Origin of the sequence: Listeria immobilis (assembly GCF_014322845.1) — a bacterium.
GTDB classification, from domain to species: Bacteria; Bacillota; Bacilli; order Lactobacillales; family Listeriaceae; genus Listeria; species Listeria immobilis.
Genome location: NZ_JAASUA010000006.1, coordinates 16,047 through 30,447, shown reverse-complemented (window position 1 = coordinate 30,447; position 14,401 = coordinate 16,047). Strand labels below are relative to the sequence as shown.

17 protein-coding genes are annotated in these 14,401 nt (G+C 35.7%); 10 read left to right on the top strand and 7 right to left on the bottom strand.

Annotated features, from left to right (window positions below):
* The first annotated feature begins 1 nt into the window (after position 1).
* Entirely contained in the window at positions 2–1,267 is a 1,266-nt protein-coding gene (locus HCJ45_RS08945) for a glycoside hydrolase family 140 protein (protein ID WP_187124571.1), read from the top strand.
* A 104-nt stretch (positions 1,268–1,371) separates the two neighbouring features.
* On the opposite strand, the gene HCJ45_RS08940 is transcribed toward HCJ45_RS08945, so the two are convergent.
* From HCJ45_RS08940 to HCJ45_RS08925, 4 genes are all read right to left on the bottom strand, one after another.
* Positions 1,372–2,187 carry a DUF817 domain-containing protein gene (locus tag HCJ45_RS08940; RefSeq protein WP_185397619.1) on the bottom strand — a complete coding sequence of 272 codons (816 nt, stop codon included), beginning with the start codon at positions 2,185–2,187 and terminating at the stop codon, positions 1,372–1,374.
* Positions 2,188–2,253: 66 nt separating this feature from the next.
* Positions 2,254–2,844, bottom strand: coding sequence for a molybdenum cofactor guanylyltransferase (locus tag HCJ45_RS08935; protein WP_187124570.1), 591 nt, complete (start codon positions 2,842–2,844; stop codon positions 2,254–2,256).
* Complete coding sequence (locus HCJ45_RS08930; RefSeq protein ID WP_185348938.1) at positions 2,816–3,478, bottom strand: ATP-binding cassette domain-containing protein; 663 nt, start codon at positions 3,476–3,478, stop codon at positions 2,816–2,818. The genes HCJ45_RS08935 and HCJ45_RS08930 overlap by 29 nt, the downstream gene beginning before the upstream one ends.
* Before the next feature lie 2 nt (positions 3,479–3,480).
* The gene (locus HCJ45_RS08925) at positions 3,481–4,152 is read right to left on the bottom strand and encodes a molybdate ABC transporter permease subunit (protein WP_187124569.1); all 672 of its coding nucleotides are present in this window, start codon (positions 4,150–4,152) and stop codon (positions 3,481–3,483) included.
* Positions 4,153–4,259: 107 nt separating this feature from the next.
* On the opposite strand from HCJ45_RS08925, the gene modA reads away from it, so the two are divergent.
* From modA to moaA, 7 genes are all read left to right on the top strand, one after another.
* On the top strand, positions 4,260–5,030 hold the full coding sequence (gene modA, locus HCJ45_RS08920; RefSeq protein ID WP_187124568.1) for a molybdate ABC transporter substrate-binding protein: 771 nt from the start codon (positions 4,260–4,262) through the stop codon (positions 5,028–5,030).
* Between the two features lie 95 nt (positions 5,031–5,125).
* Positions 5,126–6,349, top strand: a complete 1,224-nt coding sequence (locus tag HCJ45_RS08915) for a molybdopterin molybdotransferase MoeA (RefSeq protein ID WP_187124567.1) — start codon at positions 5,126–5,128, stop codon at positions 6,347–6,349.
* Positions 6,328–6,813, top strand: coding sequence for a molybdopterin-guanine dinucleotide biosynthesis protein B (mobB, locus tag HCJ45_RS08910; RefSeq protein ID WP_185348946.1), 486 nt, complete (start codon positions 6,328–6,330; stop codon positions 6,811–6,813). The genes HCJ45_RS08915 and mobB overlap by 22 nt, the downstream gene beginning before the upstream one ends.
* Positions 6,810–7,232, top strand: coding sequence for a molybdenum cofactor biosynthesis protein MoaE (locus HCJ45_RS08905; RefSeq protein WP_187124566.1), 423 nt, complete (start codon positions 6,810–6,812; stop codon positions 7,230–7,232). The genes mobB and HCJ45_RS08905 overlap by 4 nt, the downstream gene beginning before the upstream one ends.
* Positions 7,216–7,464 carry a molybdopterin converting factor subunit 1 gene (moaD, locus tag HCJ45_RS08900; protein ID WP_187124565.1) on the top strand — a complete coding sequence of 83 codons (249 nt, stop codon included), beginning with the start codon at positions 7,216–7,218 and terminating at the stop codon, positions 7,462–7,464. Before HCJ45_RS08905 ends, moaD begins: the two co-directional genes overlap by 17 nt.
* Before the next feature lie 15 nt (positions 7,465–7,479).
* The gene (gene moaC, locus HCJ45_RS08895) at positions 7,480–7,962 is read left to right on the top strand and encodes a cyclic pyranopterin monophosphate synthase MoaC (protein ID WP_187124564.1); all 483 of its coding nucleotides are present in this window, start codon (positions 7,480–7,482) and stop codon (positions 7,960–7,962) included.
* Positions 7,963–7,990: 28 nt separating this feature from the next.
* Positions 7,991–8,992, top strand: a complete 1,002-nt coding sequence (gene moaA / locus HCJ45_RS08890) for a GTP 3',8-cyclase MoaA (protein WP_185397622.1) — start codon at positions 7,991–7,993, stop codon at positions 8,990–8,992.
* Positions 8,993–9,030: 38 nt separating this feature from the next.
* On the opposite strand, the gene HCJ45_RS08885 is transcribed toward moaA, so the two are convergent.
* The 3 genes from HCJ45_RS08885 to def all read right to left on the bottom strand — a co-directional run bounded on the left by HCJ45_RS08885 (position 9,031) and on the right by def (position 11,392).
* Entirely contained in the window at positions 9,031–9,519 is a 489-nt protein-coding gene (locus HCJ45_RS08885) for a MogA/MoaB family molybdenum cofactor biosynthesis protein (RefSeq protein WP_187124563.1), read from the bottom strand.
* A 13-nt stretch (positions 9,520–9,532) separates the two neighbouring features.
* Positions 9,533–10,537, bottom strand: a complete 1,005-nt coding sequence (locus HCJ45_RS08880; protein ID WP_343068881.1) for a ThiF family adenylyltransferase — start codon at positions 10,535–10,537, stop codon at positions 9,533–9,535.
* Between the two features lie 303 nt (positions 10,538–10,840).
* Positions 10,841–11,392, bottom strand: coding sequence for a peptide deformylase (def, locus tag HCJ45_RS08875; protein ID WP_187124561.1), 552 nt, complete (start codon positions 11,390–11,392; stop codon positions 10,841–10,843).
* Between the two features lie 816 nt (positions 11,393–12,208).
* Between def and pdhA the strand changes: the two genes are divergently transcribed.
* Positions 12,209–13,324 (top strand): pyruvate dehydrogenase (acetyl-transferring) E1 component subunit alpha, encoded by a 1,116-nt coding sequence (gene pdhA / locus HCJ45_RS08870; RefSeq protein ID WP_185348962.1) that lies wholly within the window; start codon positions 12,209–12,211, stop codon positions 13,322–13,324.
* Positions 13,325–13,326: 2 nt separating this feature from the next.
* Positions 13,327–14,304, top strand: a complete 978-nt coding sequence (locus HCJ45_RS08865) for an alpha-ketoacid dehydrogenase subunit beta (protein WP_185348964.1) — start codon at positions 13,327–13,329, stop codon at positions 14,302–14,304.
* The last annotated feature ends 97 nt before the right edge of the window (positions 14,305–14,401 follow it).

Below are 14,401 nucleotides of genomic sequence, written 5' to 3'. Positions count from 1 at the left end.
GATGTTAAAACTAAGTGCGGATAAGCGTCGGATAGAGAAAAATGAAGAACCGTTTTTCTATCTAGCTGATACAGTGTGGAGTGCATTTACGAATATTGATTTAGCGGACTGGGCTTACTATTTAAAAATTCGCAAAGAACAAGGTTTTAATGTTCTGCAAATAAATATTTTGCCGCAGTGGGATCGTAGTGTTTTAGGAGAGGTGGCAGAACCTTTTGAAGTAAAAGATGGTTATTTACATTTGCCAACTAAAAATGAAGCTTATTTCACTCATGCGGAAAAGATGTTAGAGATGGCTGTTTCTTATGGTTTTACGCCAGCACTTGTTTTACTTTGGTGTAATTATATTCCAGAAACTTGGGCTTCCAAATTCGGCTTTTCGCCAACATTTCGTAAGGAAGATATTAAACCCTATACAGAAATGATGTTAACGCATTTTGATCGTTTTAATCCAATTTATATTATTAGTGGGGATACAGACTTTCCAACTGAAAATGTAACTAATTACTATTTAGATGCGCTGGAAACTGTAGCGGAAAAAGCGCCACAAGCCCTGAAAGTATTGCATATTTGCGGACGCTTAAAAGAAATTCCTGAAAAACTTCAATCACATCCAGCACTTGATTTATATTTCTACCAATCTGGTCATAATTCGGAGCATCAAGCAATGGCGTATACTCTTGCGGAACATTTTAGCCAGCTTACTCCTGTTAAGCCAATAATAAATTCAGAACCCTGCTATGAATTGATGGGATACAGCCGACAAAAATATGGTCGCTTTAGTCGTGAAGATGTAAGGAAAGCAGCTTGGCAGAGCGTTTTATCAGGAGCTGTAGCAGGAATTACTTACGGTGCACATGGGGTTTGGAGTTGGCATGAAGTAGGAAGTACGTTTGGCTCTAATCTTGGAGAGGGATTTGTCGCTCCGTATAATTGGCGGCAAGCTGTTCGTTTTAAAGGTGCGGACGATTATGCGTTCTTAAAATCCTTTATATTGGCAAATGATTTAACCAATTTAATGCCAGTAAATAATATTTTAAATAATACGCCAGAAATTCGTGCAGCAGAAACAGATAAATTAGTCCTAATTTATGTACCTTCTAATGTGCCGATTTATGTAAAAGGGCAATTTTTGTCTGAGGCAGATTATGCAATTGATTTAGAGCAAGGCACACAAGTGAAACTTATAAAAAAACAACATACAGATAAAATAGAAATTCAAATGACTCCATTTCTAAAAGACAGTATTTATGTAATACACAAATAATCGGCACTTTTTTTAGCAGAACATCTTTTCATTAAATGATATAGATGTTCTGCTTTTTTGATTACTAATTTGAAGAGAAATTTAAATAACAGCATAGTTACTCACTATTTTGGTGTAGTTTCCCCTTTTTTCGTTTTGACTGCATGGATTTCTTTTTCGGCAATAGTTTCTTTTATAAATTTTAATTGAGCAACGATGATAATGCTTATAATGACAAGTAAATACCAACTCGTTATTTTAGAAACATGCACTGGACGCCAAGCAATCAGTTGATCTGGATAAGCCCAAGCGCCGTAAAAGCTAGCGATGTTTTCGGCAACATATATAAAGAAAGCAATACATAAAAAAGAAAATGATAATGGCATTTTTAGTTGAGTGGAATTAACTTTAAAATAAACATACGTCTTTCGAAAAAGTACTAAAACTAAAACAATTAACAGCCAACGAAAATCTACTATATAGTGATGTGTAAAGAAATTCGCATAAATAGCTACACAAAGGCAAATAATCAGCCAAATATTTGGCCAGTTCGTCATTTTTAAATCAAATCTTTTCCAAGCCTGACAAATATAACTAGCTATACTAGCATACATAAAACCACTATATAACGGAACTCCTAGTATTTTTGCGAAACCTGGTTCTGGATAACTCCAAGAACCCATATGTACTTTATAGATTTCAAGCATAAGTCCGATTACATGGAAAACCATAATTACTTTAAGTTCGTCCCAAGTTTCCAGTCTAAATTTAATTAATAGTAACTGGGTGAGAATGCAAATCAATAAAAGTAAATCATATCGGGCTATAAAAGGAATTTCTAGTAGTTTGGTCAGAGCAAGTGAAATAAAAATAATTCCTGGGAAAATACAACACAATGCTTGTTTGTAAGTAAACGTCCATAGTAATCGGAAAAATGCCATAAAAAAACCTCTTCTCATTTTTTCTCTAGTTTAACAAAAAAAGCTAAAGAAATGGATAAGAAAAGGTTAATTTAAGTCATCTGGAAAATTAATGTTCCGAAATGGGTGTTCATTTTCAAAAAATAAGGGATGAGAATGAAGTTTCTGTAGGAGTTTTATTACTTGGTGTTCCTTATTATGAAGTATTTCAGTGAGTGCGGGCAAGGAGTAAGGGATATTAGCGACTAAATAATGATCAGCTTGCTTAGTTTGCGCAAAACTATTCGGATTTGCTTCAAGGTGCGCTATTTCTTTGGTGGTTAAAAAAGGCATATCTGTAGGTAGTATGAGGAAATTAGCATGTGCATATTGATTTGCGGCAAGTGTTACTGCATAAATACCTCCAAGCGGTCCATAATCTGAGTAAGTTGGAATGTCTGGAATAATTCGAATAGTTGATGAGGTCTGGAATAATTTTGTTAGTTCCATATAATTAGTTGAATTAGCTGAAATAAAAATCATCTCGCAAAAAGGGGTTAATTTATCCGCAGTTAGTTCTATCCAAGTTTTTCCAGAAGCCTTATCTCGGAAAAAGGTTTTTGATTCGCCAAAACGGCTAGATTTACCACCAGCGAGAATAATTCCAACGTTAACTTTTTCGTTTTTCGATTTGTCCATCACGCATCACCACTATTTCGTTTGTCATCATTTCTGCTTCCGAGGCATAATGTGTGACAAAAATAACTGGAATATGAAAATCTTTTGCCATTTGTCCAACTAGCCTCATGCAAATTAGTCGCGTTTCTTCATCTAGTCCATTAAAAGGTTCATCTAATAACAATAATTTTGGCTCAATTATCATAGCTCGAGCCATTGCCACTCGTTGTTTTTCTCCACCAGAGAGTTTTTGGACGGAAGAATAAAGTAAATGTGAAATTTGCAAGTAGTCACTCATTTTTCTCACTTGTTGCTGGATTTCAAGTTGTGCTTTTTTCTTCGTTTTTTGTACTTTTAAACCAAAGGCGATATTTTCATATACATTCATATTAGGAAATAAGGCGAGATTTTGGAATAAGTAGCCAACTTTTCGTTCCGCGGCAGGAAGATGTAAGGAAATCGTGGAATCATCCCATGCGGTTCCATCAAATTCAATTGTACCACCATCAATTGTTTTCAATCCGCTGACACACTGAAATAATGTTGACTTTCCAGAACCGCTTGCACCCATCATTGCGGTAACTGGTTGTTCAAAAGCGTAGTCAATATTTAAATCATGAAAAGGAAGTTTTTTATGAAATTGTAATCGAAGCATATTTACATCCCCCTCATTAGTTGGCTTTGGCGCATTGTAAGGATATGAATAACTAATAATGCAAAAACGCCAATAATAAGATTAATTAAACCTAGATAAATGGCGGTACGCATATCTCCTTGTTGCACCATAAAATAAATACTAGAAGCAATCGTATCGGTTTTCCCTTCAATATAACCAGCTACCATCAGACTCGCTCCAAATTCTCCCATAGCTCGGCAAAAACTAAGGAGCACACCAGCTAAAATAGGTTGCCAACAATTCGGTAAAATTATTTTAGTGAAAATTTGTTTTTTATTAGCGGAAAGCGTTTCTGCTGCCCATACTAATTCATGATCAATCGATAAAAATGCTGCTTTTAAGCCCTGATACATAATTGGTAAAATAATAATGCTCGTTGCAACAATTGCCCCACTAAGTGAAAAAATAAAACTAAAATCAAATACATTCCATAAAAAGCTGCCAATAAAGTCATTTCGCCCTAAAACATTTAATAATACAAGCCCAACCACAGTAGGCGGCAAAACAAGCGGAAGTAAAATCAAAATTTCAATAAATAATTGAAAAGGCGATTTTCGTCGAGCAAAATAATAGCTAAGTGGAAGCATCGTTATAAATGCAATAAATGTAGAAATAGTGGCAATTAGTAATGTATGCCAAACAGATGTAAACATAACATTCCTCCTGATAATTCCTCTTATACTTCTATTATTATTGTTCTCTCTGGTATAAATTGTCAAACTTAAGTACAATAAATTTAGAGAAAAAAGGGGGAGGAAAGATGAAAAAAATCGGATTCTTTGTAGCATGCAGCCTATTATTTTTACTTACAGCATGTGGCAGCACCCCAGAAAAGCAAGAAACAACAACCATACATATCTCGGCAGCAGCAAGTTTGAAAGACACAATAGATGAAGTGAAGCCAATCTTTGAAAAAGAGCATCCAACAATTAAATTATCTTTTGACTTTGGTGGTTCTGGTCAAATTCGGGAACGTGTGGAAAGTGGGGCACCCATTGATGGCGTTCTATTAGCAAGTAAAAAAGATATAGACACATTAGTAAACAAAACGTTGGCTGAAAAAGAAAAGGAGTTCGCGCATAATCAACTGGTCTTAATCATACCTAAAAGTGCTAAAAAAACAGCAGATGAAAATTTAGAACGACTATTAGATAATGTGGATAAAATTGCTATTGGCGATCCGGAATCAGTCCCAGCTGGCGCCTATGCAAAACAAACGTTAGAAAATTTACACCTTTATACTGCGGAAAAAGAAAAACTAATATTTGCTACAGATGTCCGACAAGTACTAGCCTATGTAGAATCGGGAAACGCAGACGCGGGTTTTGTATACCAAACAGATGCTAAACTAAGTAAAAATGTACAAGTTAAAGCTAAAATAAATAGCAAATTTCATAAACCAATTGCATATTATAGTGCGTTTATAAGTAATTCAGAACATAAAAAAGCTACAACTACTTTTTTGGATTTTATGAATCAGCAAGAAGCGCAGGAAATTCTTGAAAGATATGGATTCCAAACAGTTAACTAAAGAAAAGCCGCTTTACTTTTTAAAACAAGAAAACTCCTGTATATTGGTACTAAAGAAAACGCATACATATATAGTTAGAAGGGAAGTGCGCCCAGATGATTGAAAAACGAAATACAATAAGAATGGAACAAGCGAGAGAAATCCTATGTAATCAAGTTACTCATCTTCCTGCTCGAAAAATGAGGATAGGAGAGGTGCTAAATCACGTGCTACAAGAGCCAATTTTTGCTCCATTTCCCGCCCCTTACTTTCGACGATCGGGATATGATGGTTTTGCTATCACAGAATTAGATGATCAAAATTATCCGATTACTTTACGTGTTGTTGCTGAAGTTCCTTGTGGTGAAACCTATAATAAACCATTGAAACAAGGTGAAACAGTACGAATAATGACAGGCGCAAAAGTACCAGATAATGCAAGTAAAATTATTATGCTCGAACAATCAAAAGAAACAAATGATCCGAACGAAATAATGCTTATAAATACGCAAAAATCTAGTAATATTACTGAAGTTGGTGCTGAATTTGCTAAAGGAGATTTACTTTTAGATAGAGGTCATTTGCTAAATGCTGGATCAATAAGTTTACTTGCTGCATTTGGAGTTAACGAGGTTCAAGTTATTCAAAAGCCTAAAGTAGCTATTTTATCCACTGGAAGCGAATTGATAGCAGCTGGGAATCCCCTTCCAGACGGTAAAATATATAATAGCAATCAACCATTACTCGAAAGCTTATTACATATACATCATGCAGAAGTTTGTGTGGCTGAACAACTACCAGATAATTATCTTGATACAAAAAATCGATTGTTAGAATTAACAAACATAGCAGATATTATTGTAACAACTGGTGGAGTATCGGTAGGTGATTTTGATTTTATAGCTGATATTGCAACACAAGAAGCTGAATTGCTATTTAATAAAATTCAAATGCGCCCAGGTAGTCCGACAACAGGAATGTGGTTAAATAATACATTAATTATTGCCCTTTCAGGAAATCCAGGTGCTTGTTTTACAGGATTTTATTTGCTAGTAGAACCAGTTCTGGCAGTTTTAATGGGAAAAGGTGAAACGGCAACTAAAAAGGTTCAAGCAAAAATGGCAACAGATTATACGAAAAATAATGGTTATGATCGATTTTTACGTGGAGTATATCATTTATCAGAAACTGGCGAATATTTAGTAGAACCTGTTGGAAGTGACATGTCAAGCGCACTTGGCAACTTGCATTTAACAACTTGTTTACTTAAAATTCCACGAGGGAAAATTGGAAAACGGAAAGGAGAAGAGGTCGAAGCATGGCTACTATCCTCCAAATAATCGGGTTTAAAAACAGTGGAAAGACAACACTACTTAATGCTTTAATTAAAGCAAGTCGCAAAGAAAATTATACAGTTTCGGCTATTAAACACGATGCACATGACTTTTCCGTCGACCATGAAAAAACAGATTCTTACTCTTTTCAAGAAAGTGGTGCAGAAGCTGTCATTATTGCTAATTCTCGCCAATATGCTGTGATTGAACAGAATGGAATAGACTTAAAAACAGCAATTCAAAAATTACCAAAATCAGATATTATTTTAGTGGAAGGGTATAAACAGGGACCTTTTCCAAAAATTATCCTTATCCGTGAAAAAGCAGAAATAGAACAACTAAAAAATAGCAAAGCGATTCACAAAATTGCGACCTACCATTCTGAGTTGCAACAAGACGCCGTTTTTATTGGTAATGAAGAAAAGTTGCATCAATTTGCAGAAATGATTATCAAGGAGTTCTTACAATGAAATATATTGCACTTCAACGGGATAAAATCGAAATACAAGCACTTTCGGAAAAACTTATTAATAAAAATCACGGAGGTATCAATATTTTTATTGGAACAATTCGTGAGTGGACTGGTGATATTCAAACAGAAGAAATGAATTATACTGCTTACGAAGAGATGGCGTTGAAAGAATTAGACAAGTTAGCACAAGTGGCAGAGGAGAAATGGGGAGCAGATGTTGTTATTGTTCATCGATTAGGACTCCTACAAATAACTGATATTGCTGTCTTTATAGGTGTTTCCACGCCACATCGAGCAGCTTGTTATGAAGCTTCTAGATATATTATTGAACGTTTAAAAGTACGAGTGCCAATTTGGAAAGAAGAAAAAGAGCAGGATAAATCAAGGTGGGGTGGCGCTAATGTTAACAACCGTTAAATTTTTTGCTTTTTTAGCAGAGAAAACACAAAAAGATGAAGTGAAATTAAACTTGCAACAATGCCGAACAGTTGGGGAAGTAAGAGAGCTCATTAGCAGTGAATTTCCAGAGATTGCAGTAGATCTTGCTGCTTGCATGTTAGCTGTTAATATGGAGTTTCAACAAGATAATGATTTATTACCTAAAGAATTAGAAGAAATTGCGGTTATTCCGCCAGTAAGCGGTGGATAAGGAAGGAGGATGGCAATGGAAAAAGATGATCTAACACATTTTAATCAGGAGAAAAGAGCGAAAATGGTCGATGTTACCGGAAAATCGGAAACAAAACGTCGAGCAATTGCTAGTGCAACGATACATATGCAGGAAGAAACATTAGCAAGGATTCATGCTGGTAAAATGGAAAAAGGCGATGTTTTGGCAGTTGCTCAAGTCGCGGGAATTATGGCCGCTAAAAAAACGAGTGAACTTATCCCAATGTGTCATCCGATAATGACAACGAAAGCAGATATTTCCTTTCAAGATGATACAAAAAATAAGCTAACTGTTATATCGGAAGTAGTAACTGTAGGAAAAACAGGCGTTGAAATGGAAGCGCTCACTGCTGTAACAGTTGCTGCACTGACTATTTATGATATGTGTAAAGCGATGGATAAAGGAATGCTTATAGAAAAAACACATTTAGTAGAAAAAACAGGTGGAAAAAGCGGGACATTTAAAGCAAACATGTAACTATTTTGTAGGATAGGGGTTATGTTTTATGCAATTATTAATGGATAAATTTGGTCGGGTACATGATTATATTCGCATTTCGGTTACAGATCGGTGCAATTTAAGGTGTGTATATTGTATGCCCGAAGAAGGTCTAACATTTTTACCCCATGATAAAGTGCTATCCAAAGATGAAATTGTTGGTTTTATGGAAACAATGGTTAAATTTGGTATAAAAAAAGTACGTATAACTGGTGGTGAGCCATTACTAAGAACGGATATTGTTGAAATTGTTCGAGGTATAGGGGCCATTCCAGAAATCGAGGATATTTCCATTACAACCAATGCAATGTACTTAGCGAAAAAAGCCGAAGCACTAAAAGAAGCAGGGCTTACACGAGTAAATATCAGTCTGGATTCCCTTCATGCTGATCGTTTTCAAGCAATTACACGTGGGGGACGATTGCAAAAAGTATTAGAAGGTATTCAAAAAGCCGAAGAAGTAGGGCTTTTTCCAATCAAACTAAACGTGGTATTAATAAAAGGACAGAATGATGATGAAATAACAGATTTTCTGCAGTTTACTAAAGATAAAGATATTAATATTCGTTTTATTGAATATATGCCAATAGGTCATGCTGGAACAAGCTGGAAAGAAAAATACTTGTCGCTAGATACTATTTTTGAAGCATGTGAGCAGGCAGGTTTTATGTACGAACCAGTTAATACTATCCGTGGTAATGGTCCTTCCGAAAATTTTCGCATTAAAGGAGCGAAAGGGACTTTTGGTGTAATCCACCCAGTAAGCGCTCATTTTTGCGATAGCTGCAATCGGCTTCGATTAACAGCAGATGGTTATATTAAAGCTTGTCTATATTGGGATGAGGAAATGAATATTCGACCATTTATTAATGAACCAGTAAAATTAATGCAATTAGTACAAAAAGCGATTGATAATAAGCCGGAAAATCATGAAATGGCACTAAAATTACAAGATGAAGTACAATCCAATAAGCCAACTTGGCGGCGAATGAGCCAAATTGGTGGTTAAAAAAATAAACCGATTTGAGATTATTAACTCAAGTCGGTTTATTTTTCACGTTCAGCAACTAGATGAGGAAGCTCAGGGATAATTAAGCTTTCCATCGCTAAACGACAGGCGTTAGTTGATCCGGGTAATGCAAACATTAAAAGACCATTTTCTGTAAAGCCTGCAAATGCACGTGATACCATAGCACGACTACCAACATCTTCATAACTAAGCATCCGGAAAAGTTCGCCAAATCCTGGTATTTCTTGATGTATGGTTGAAAATAAAGCTTCATAAGTAACATCTCTTTTTGCTATTCCAGTTCCACCATTTGTTATTAAACAAAATGGGTTATCCGCCACAAGTTCTTCCATTTTTTTAGCTATTAGCGTAGCATCATCTGCAACGACTACACGCGAAATTACTTGATGATCAGCTTCCTCTAAATATGTTTGAATTAGTTTTCCACTTTTATCGGTATTTAAATTTCTTGTATCACTAATGGTTAATATACTGCAACTTGCAGGGATAAATGTTGTTTGTTGCATAATAAGCGCTCCTTTAATTAAAAAATAGCTGATATATTTTTTTCGCTTCTAAAATATTCTCTGTTCCATGAAGTAAAACACGACCATTTTTAAAAATAATAAATTGGTAATGCAGGTAGTCGAAACTGAGTAGCGCGGGATTTTCAAGATATGTTATTTTCTCCGCTAGAAGTCTGCGTTTGATTATGTCAAAATTACTTTTTTGCGATAAATGAAATTGGACTGTGTCGCGCCCGCAAAGTGCAATAGTTTGTTTAGAAAACGGCTTTTCGATAATAGCTTTAGAAGAACAGCCTGTGCAATTTGAACGCTTTTTCACTTGAAAGGAACGAAATATAAACTGCCAATTATCTAGTTGGTAATAAGTATTAGCAGAGAAATCTGGTTTTAAAATCATCTGTGTAAGCAGCGAGACTTGCATGCCAGCAACGATAGGGATAAGTGCCCCGTCGACACCGATTACATCACAACTAGCTGTATTCGTTTGCGGCAAGTCGCCCATTAAACAATGCAAACAGGCGGAATCAGGTGGGATAATTGGCATGATATTCGCATAATTTCCTGCACAAGAAGTGAAAATCCAAGGAAGTTGATATTTAAAAGAAAACTGATTCAACATTTCCCGCGTTGCAAAATTATCCGTACAATCTAACAGATAATCCACTTCCTCAGCAAAAGGAATAAGGCTCTCCATATTTGCATCATCTACTATGTATTCAATCGTAATATCACTGTTAATTAATTGAAGCGCTTTATATGCAGCGTATGCTTTTGCTTGTTTTTCTCTTGCATCTTGTTCAGTAAAAAGTGATTGTCGTTGCAAGTTACTCCACTCAACATAATCACGGTCCATGAGAATTAATTTGCCAAACCCCATACGTGCGCATATTTCTGCCGCATAAGAGCCAATTGCACCAACACCAATAATTAAAATCGTTTTTGTTAGCAGTTTAGCTTGACCAGTTTTGCCAATAGTTGTAACACGCATTTGGCGATCGTAACGTTCCAAATTTTTCACCAACTTTCTTACTATATTTTACCAGAAAATAATAAAAAGAGCCTGTAATAGAGGTTTTGATTAATATTTGTAAATTGTTTCAGTTACCATACGATTTTTGCTGAAATTAATGAACGCCTGTTTGAGTCCGAAGTGATTGCCGATGATGGAATTTTTTTCATGAAGCGCTTGATTTAGTCCATTTTTTTAGGTGATGCAAATAAACGAAACTTTAGACAATTAGCTAGTAATATGGAAACAGTTGGTGGACACTAATTTCTAATAAAAAACCCCCGCAGAAAATAAATTCTGTGAGGGTTCGTTTTAACCAAATACATCTACATCAGGTGGTAAATAAGAGGGGTTATCTTTATTAATGTGATCATAAAACATAATACCATTTAAATGATCAATTTCATGTTGGATTACGATAGCTGGATAACCTTTAAAACGTAATTTTAAAGGTGTACCATTTTCATCAAAAGCATCAATAGTAACACGTTCACTGCGAACAACATAACCTGGAACTTCACGATCAACCGAAAGACAACCCTCGCCGCCAGATAAGCAAGCTTGTTGAACGGAATGGCTACGAATTTTGGGATTATAAAGTACATAACTATAAAGCCGATCTTTTTCATCATGCACGTGAATGGCAAGGAAGCGTTTTGTTACAGCCAGTTGTGGAGCAGCAATTCCAACGCCACCGCGTAAACCGTATTTTTCAGCTAGCTCTTCATCTTGACTATTAATTAGAAATTCGAGCATATCTCGCCCTAATTTTTTTTCTTCATCTGAAAGTGGAAATGTCACTTCATTAGCAACTTCTCTAAGCGCTGGGTGACCTTCTCGCACAATATCGTCCATTGTAAGCATGATTTGATTCTCTCCTGTTCTTTATTAACATACTTTCATTTTAACAAAAGAACGAAAAAAAAGGAATGAAAGAATACTTTTGTAAGAAGAATCAAGTATTTTTATAGGACTAAAGGCATATTTGTTAAAAATAGCCAAGATTAAATAACGAACAATTATTCATATTTATCTTATAATGTTCGTCTAATATCAGGAGATAAAAATTTTTTAAGTTTGTGAATTCACAAACTAATTAAAATCAATAAAAGAAAAGATGAAATAGGTGTGATAATGCGATGGTTGCAATATTATATAACAGTTCATATAATTTTAAACTTTTTTTAATACAGAAGTGGAAAGCGAATGATTTAAGTAATAAAGCCATTGTAAGCGATAAAACAATTAGAGATTAACTTATTGACTTCATAATCTGGGTAGTGTAAATTAAAAGAGAAGATTAGTGTATTAATATATTTCTTGTTTCTAACTAAAACAGAAATAAAGTTATAATATAAAAGGAATATTCCTATTTTCCATAAAATATTGTGAAAGAATGAAACTTTTTTCACAAACTCTTCTAAATGCAATGTTTTTATTAAAGAATTTGTGGTAATAACTGGAGAGGCTGTGGAATTAGTTTATAGGAAATTAGAAAAAGCTTCCGGAATTCGCTTCTTTCTATAGAAAAACTTTTCTTTTACTACGCTACTATATTTAATACACAATCAGGATGGCAGTTGTAGCTATATTTTTTAAGTTGGATATGATGAACCGGACAAGCCCACTTAAAGATATAACGAAACTGTACAATGTAAATGACGAAAGGGTGGATACGAAATGGCTTCTAAAACAAAGAAGGCTATTATCGACGTAAAGAAACAATTTGAGGCTGTTCATAAACAATTTGAATTAGTTCAAATTTTAAATGAAAAAGGAGAAATCGTAAATCCAGATTTAATGCCGGATTTAACAGATGATCAATTAGTAGAGTTAATGACTCGTATGGTTTGGACTCGTGTACTTGACCAACGCTCTATCTCACTTAACCGTCAAGGACGTTTAGGTTTCTATGCTCCAACAGCTGGACAAGAAGCTTCACAACTTGGAAGTCACTATGCACTTGAAAAACATGACTATATTCTTCCAGGTTACCGTGATGTGCCACAACTTATCTGGCACGGTCTTCCACTTACAAAAGCATTCTTGTTCTCTCGTGGACACTTTGTAGGAAACCAATTCCCAGAAGATTTAAATGTATTATCACCACAAATCATCATTGGTGCACAAATCGTTCAAGCTGCTGGTGTTGCTCTAGGTCTTAAAAAACGTAAAAAAGATGCTGTTGTAATTACGTATACTGGTGATGGCGGTTCTTCGCAAGGGGACTTTTATGAAGGAATGAACTTTGCAGGTGCTTATCATGCTCCAGCAATTTTCGTAGTACAAAATAATAAATTCGCTATTTCTACACCACGTGAAAAACAATCAGCTGCTGAAACACTAGCTCAAAAAGCTGTTGCAGCCGGAATCCCAGGTGTGCAAGTAGACGGAATGGATCCACTAGCAGTTTATGCGGTAACTAAATTTGCTCGTGAACGTGCAGTTGCAGGTGAAGGTCCAACACTTATCGAAACAATGACTTACCGTTATGGCCCACATACACTTTCCGGAGATGATCCAACTCGTTACCGTACAAAAGAGCTTGACGGAGAATGGGAACTTAAAGATCCAATCGTTCGTTTCCGTACTTTCTTAGAAGGAAAAGGTCTTTGGAACGAAGAAAAAGAAAATGCTGTAATTGACCAAGCAAAAGAAGAAATTAAAGTGGCTATTAAAGAAGCAGATGCTACACCAAAACAAACAGTGACTGATCTTCTTAAAAATATGTATGAAACACCAACTGCTCCTGTCAAAGAGCAACTGGCAATCTATGAAGCGAAGGAGTCGAAATAATCATGGCGCAAAAAACAATGATTCAAGCGATTACAGATGCGCTTGCAGTAGAACTTGAAAAAGACGAAAACGTATTAGTTTTTGGGGAAGACGTTGGTAAAAATGGCGGCGTATTCCGTGCAACTGAAGGATTACAAGAAAAATTTGGCGACGAGCGTGTATTTGATACGCCCCTAGCAGAATCTGGTATTGGCGGTCTTGCTATTGGTCTTGCGCTTGAAGGTTTCCGTCCAGTTCCTGAAATTCAATTTTTTGGCTTCGTATTTGAAGTAATGGATTCCGTTGCTGGTCAAATGGCTCGTATGCGTTACCGTACAGGCGGAACTCGTACTGCTCCAATTACGATTCGCGCACCTTTTGGTGGTGGTGTTCATACACCAGAAATGCATGCGGATAACTTAGAAGGCTTAATGGCTCAATCACCTGGCTTAAAAGTAGTTATTCCATCCACACCATACGATGCAAAAGGATTACTAATCTCAGCAATTCGTGATAATGATCCAGTTATCTTCCTTGAACATATGAAATTATATCGTTCTTTCCGTGAAGAAGTTCCAGAAGGCGAATACACAGTAGAAATTGGTAAAGCGGCTGTTCGTCGTGAAGGTACAGATGTTTCCATTATCACTTATGGTGCGATGGTACAAGAATCAGTAAAAGCAGCAGAAGCACTTGAAAAAGAAGGCGTATCTGTTGAAGTTATTGACTTACGTACAATTAGTCCAATCGATGTAGATACAATTGTTGCTTCTGTGAAGAAAACGAATCGTGCTGTTGTTGTGCAAGAAGCTCAAAAACAAGCAGGTATTGCAGCGAACGTTATTGCCGAAATCAATGACCGTGCAATCCTTTCTCTTGAAGCACCAGTTATGCGTGTAGCTGCTCCAGATAGCGTATTCCCGTTCTCTCAAGCAGAAACAGTATGGTTACCAAATCATAACGATATTATTGAACGCGTCAAAGAAGTTATTGCATTTTAATCTATCATACTCATTTTAAAACTTATGGGGAGTTTTAAAATGTAAAAGAATTATTTTCATACTAAGGTTCAGTTTAGCTGGACCTTAGAAATTACAG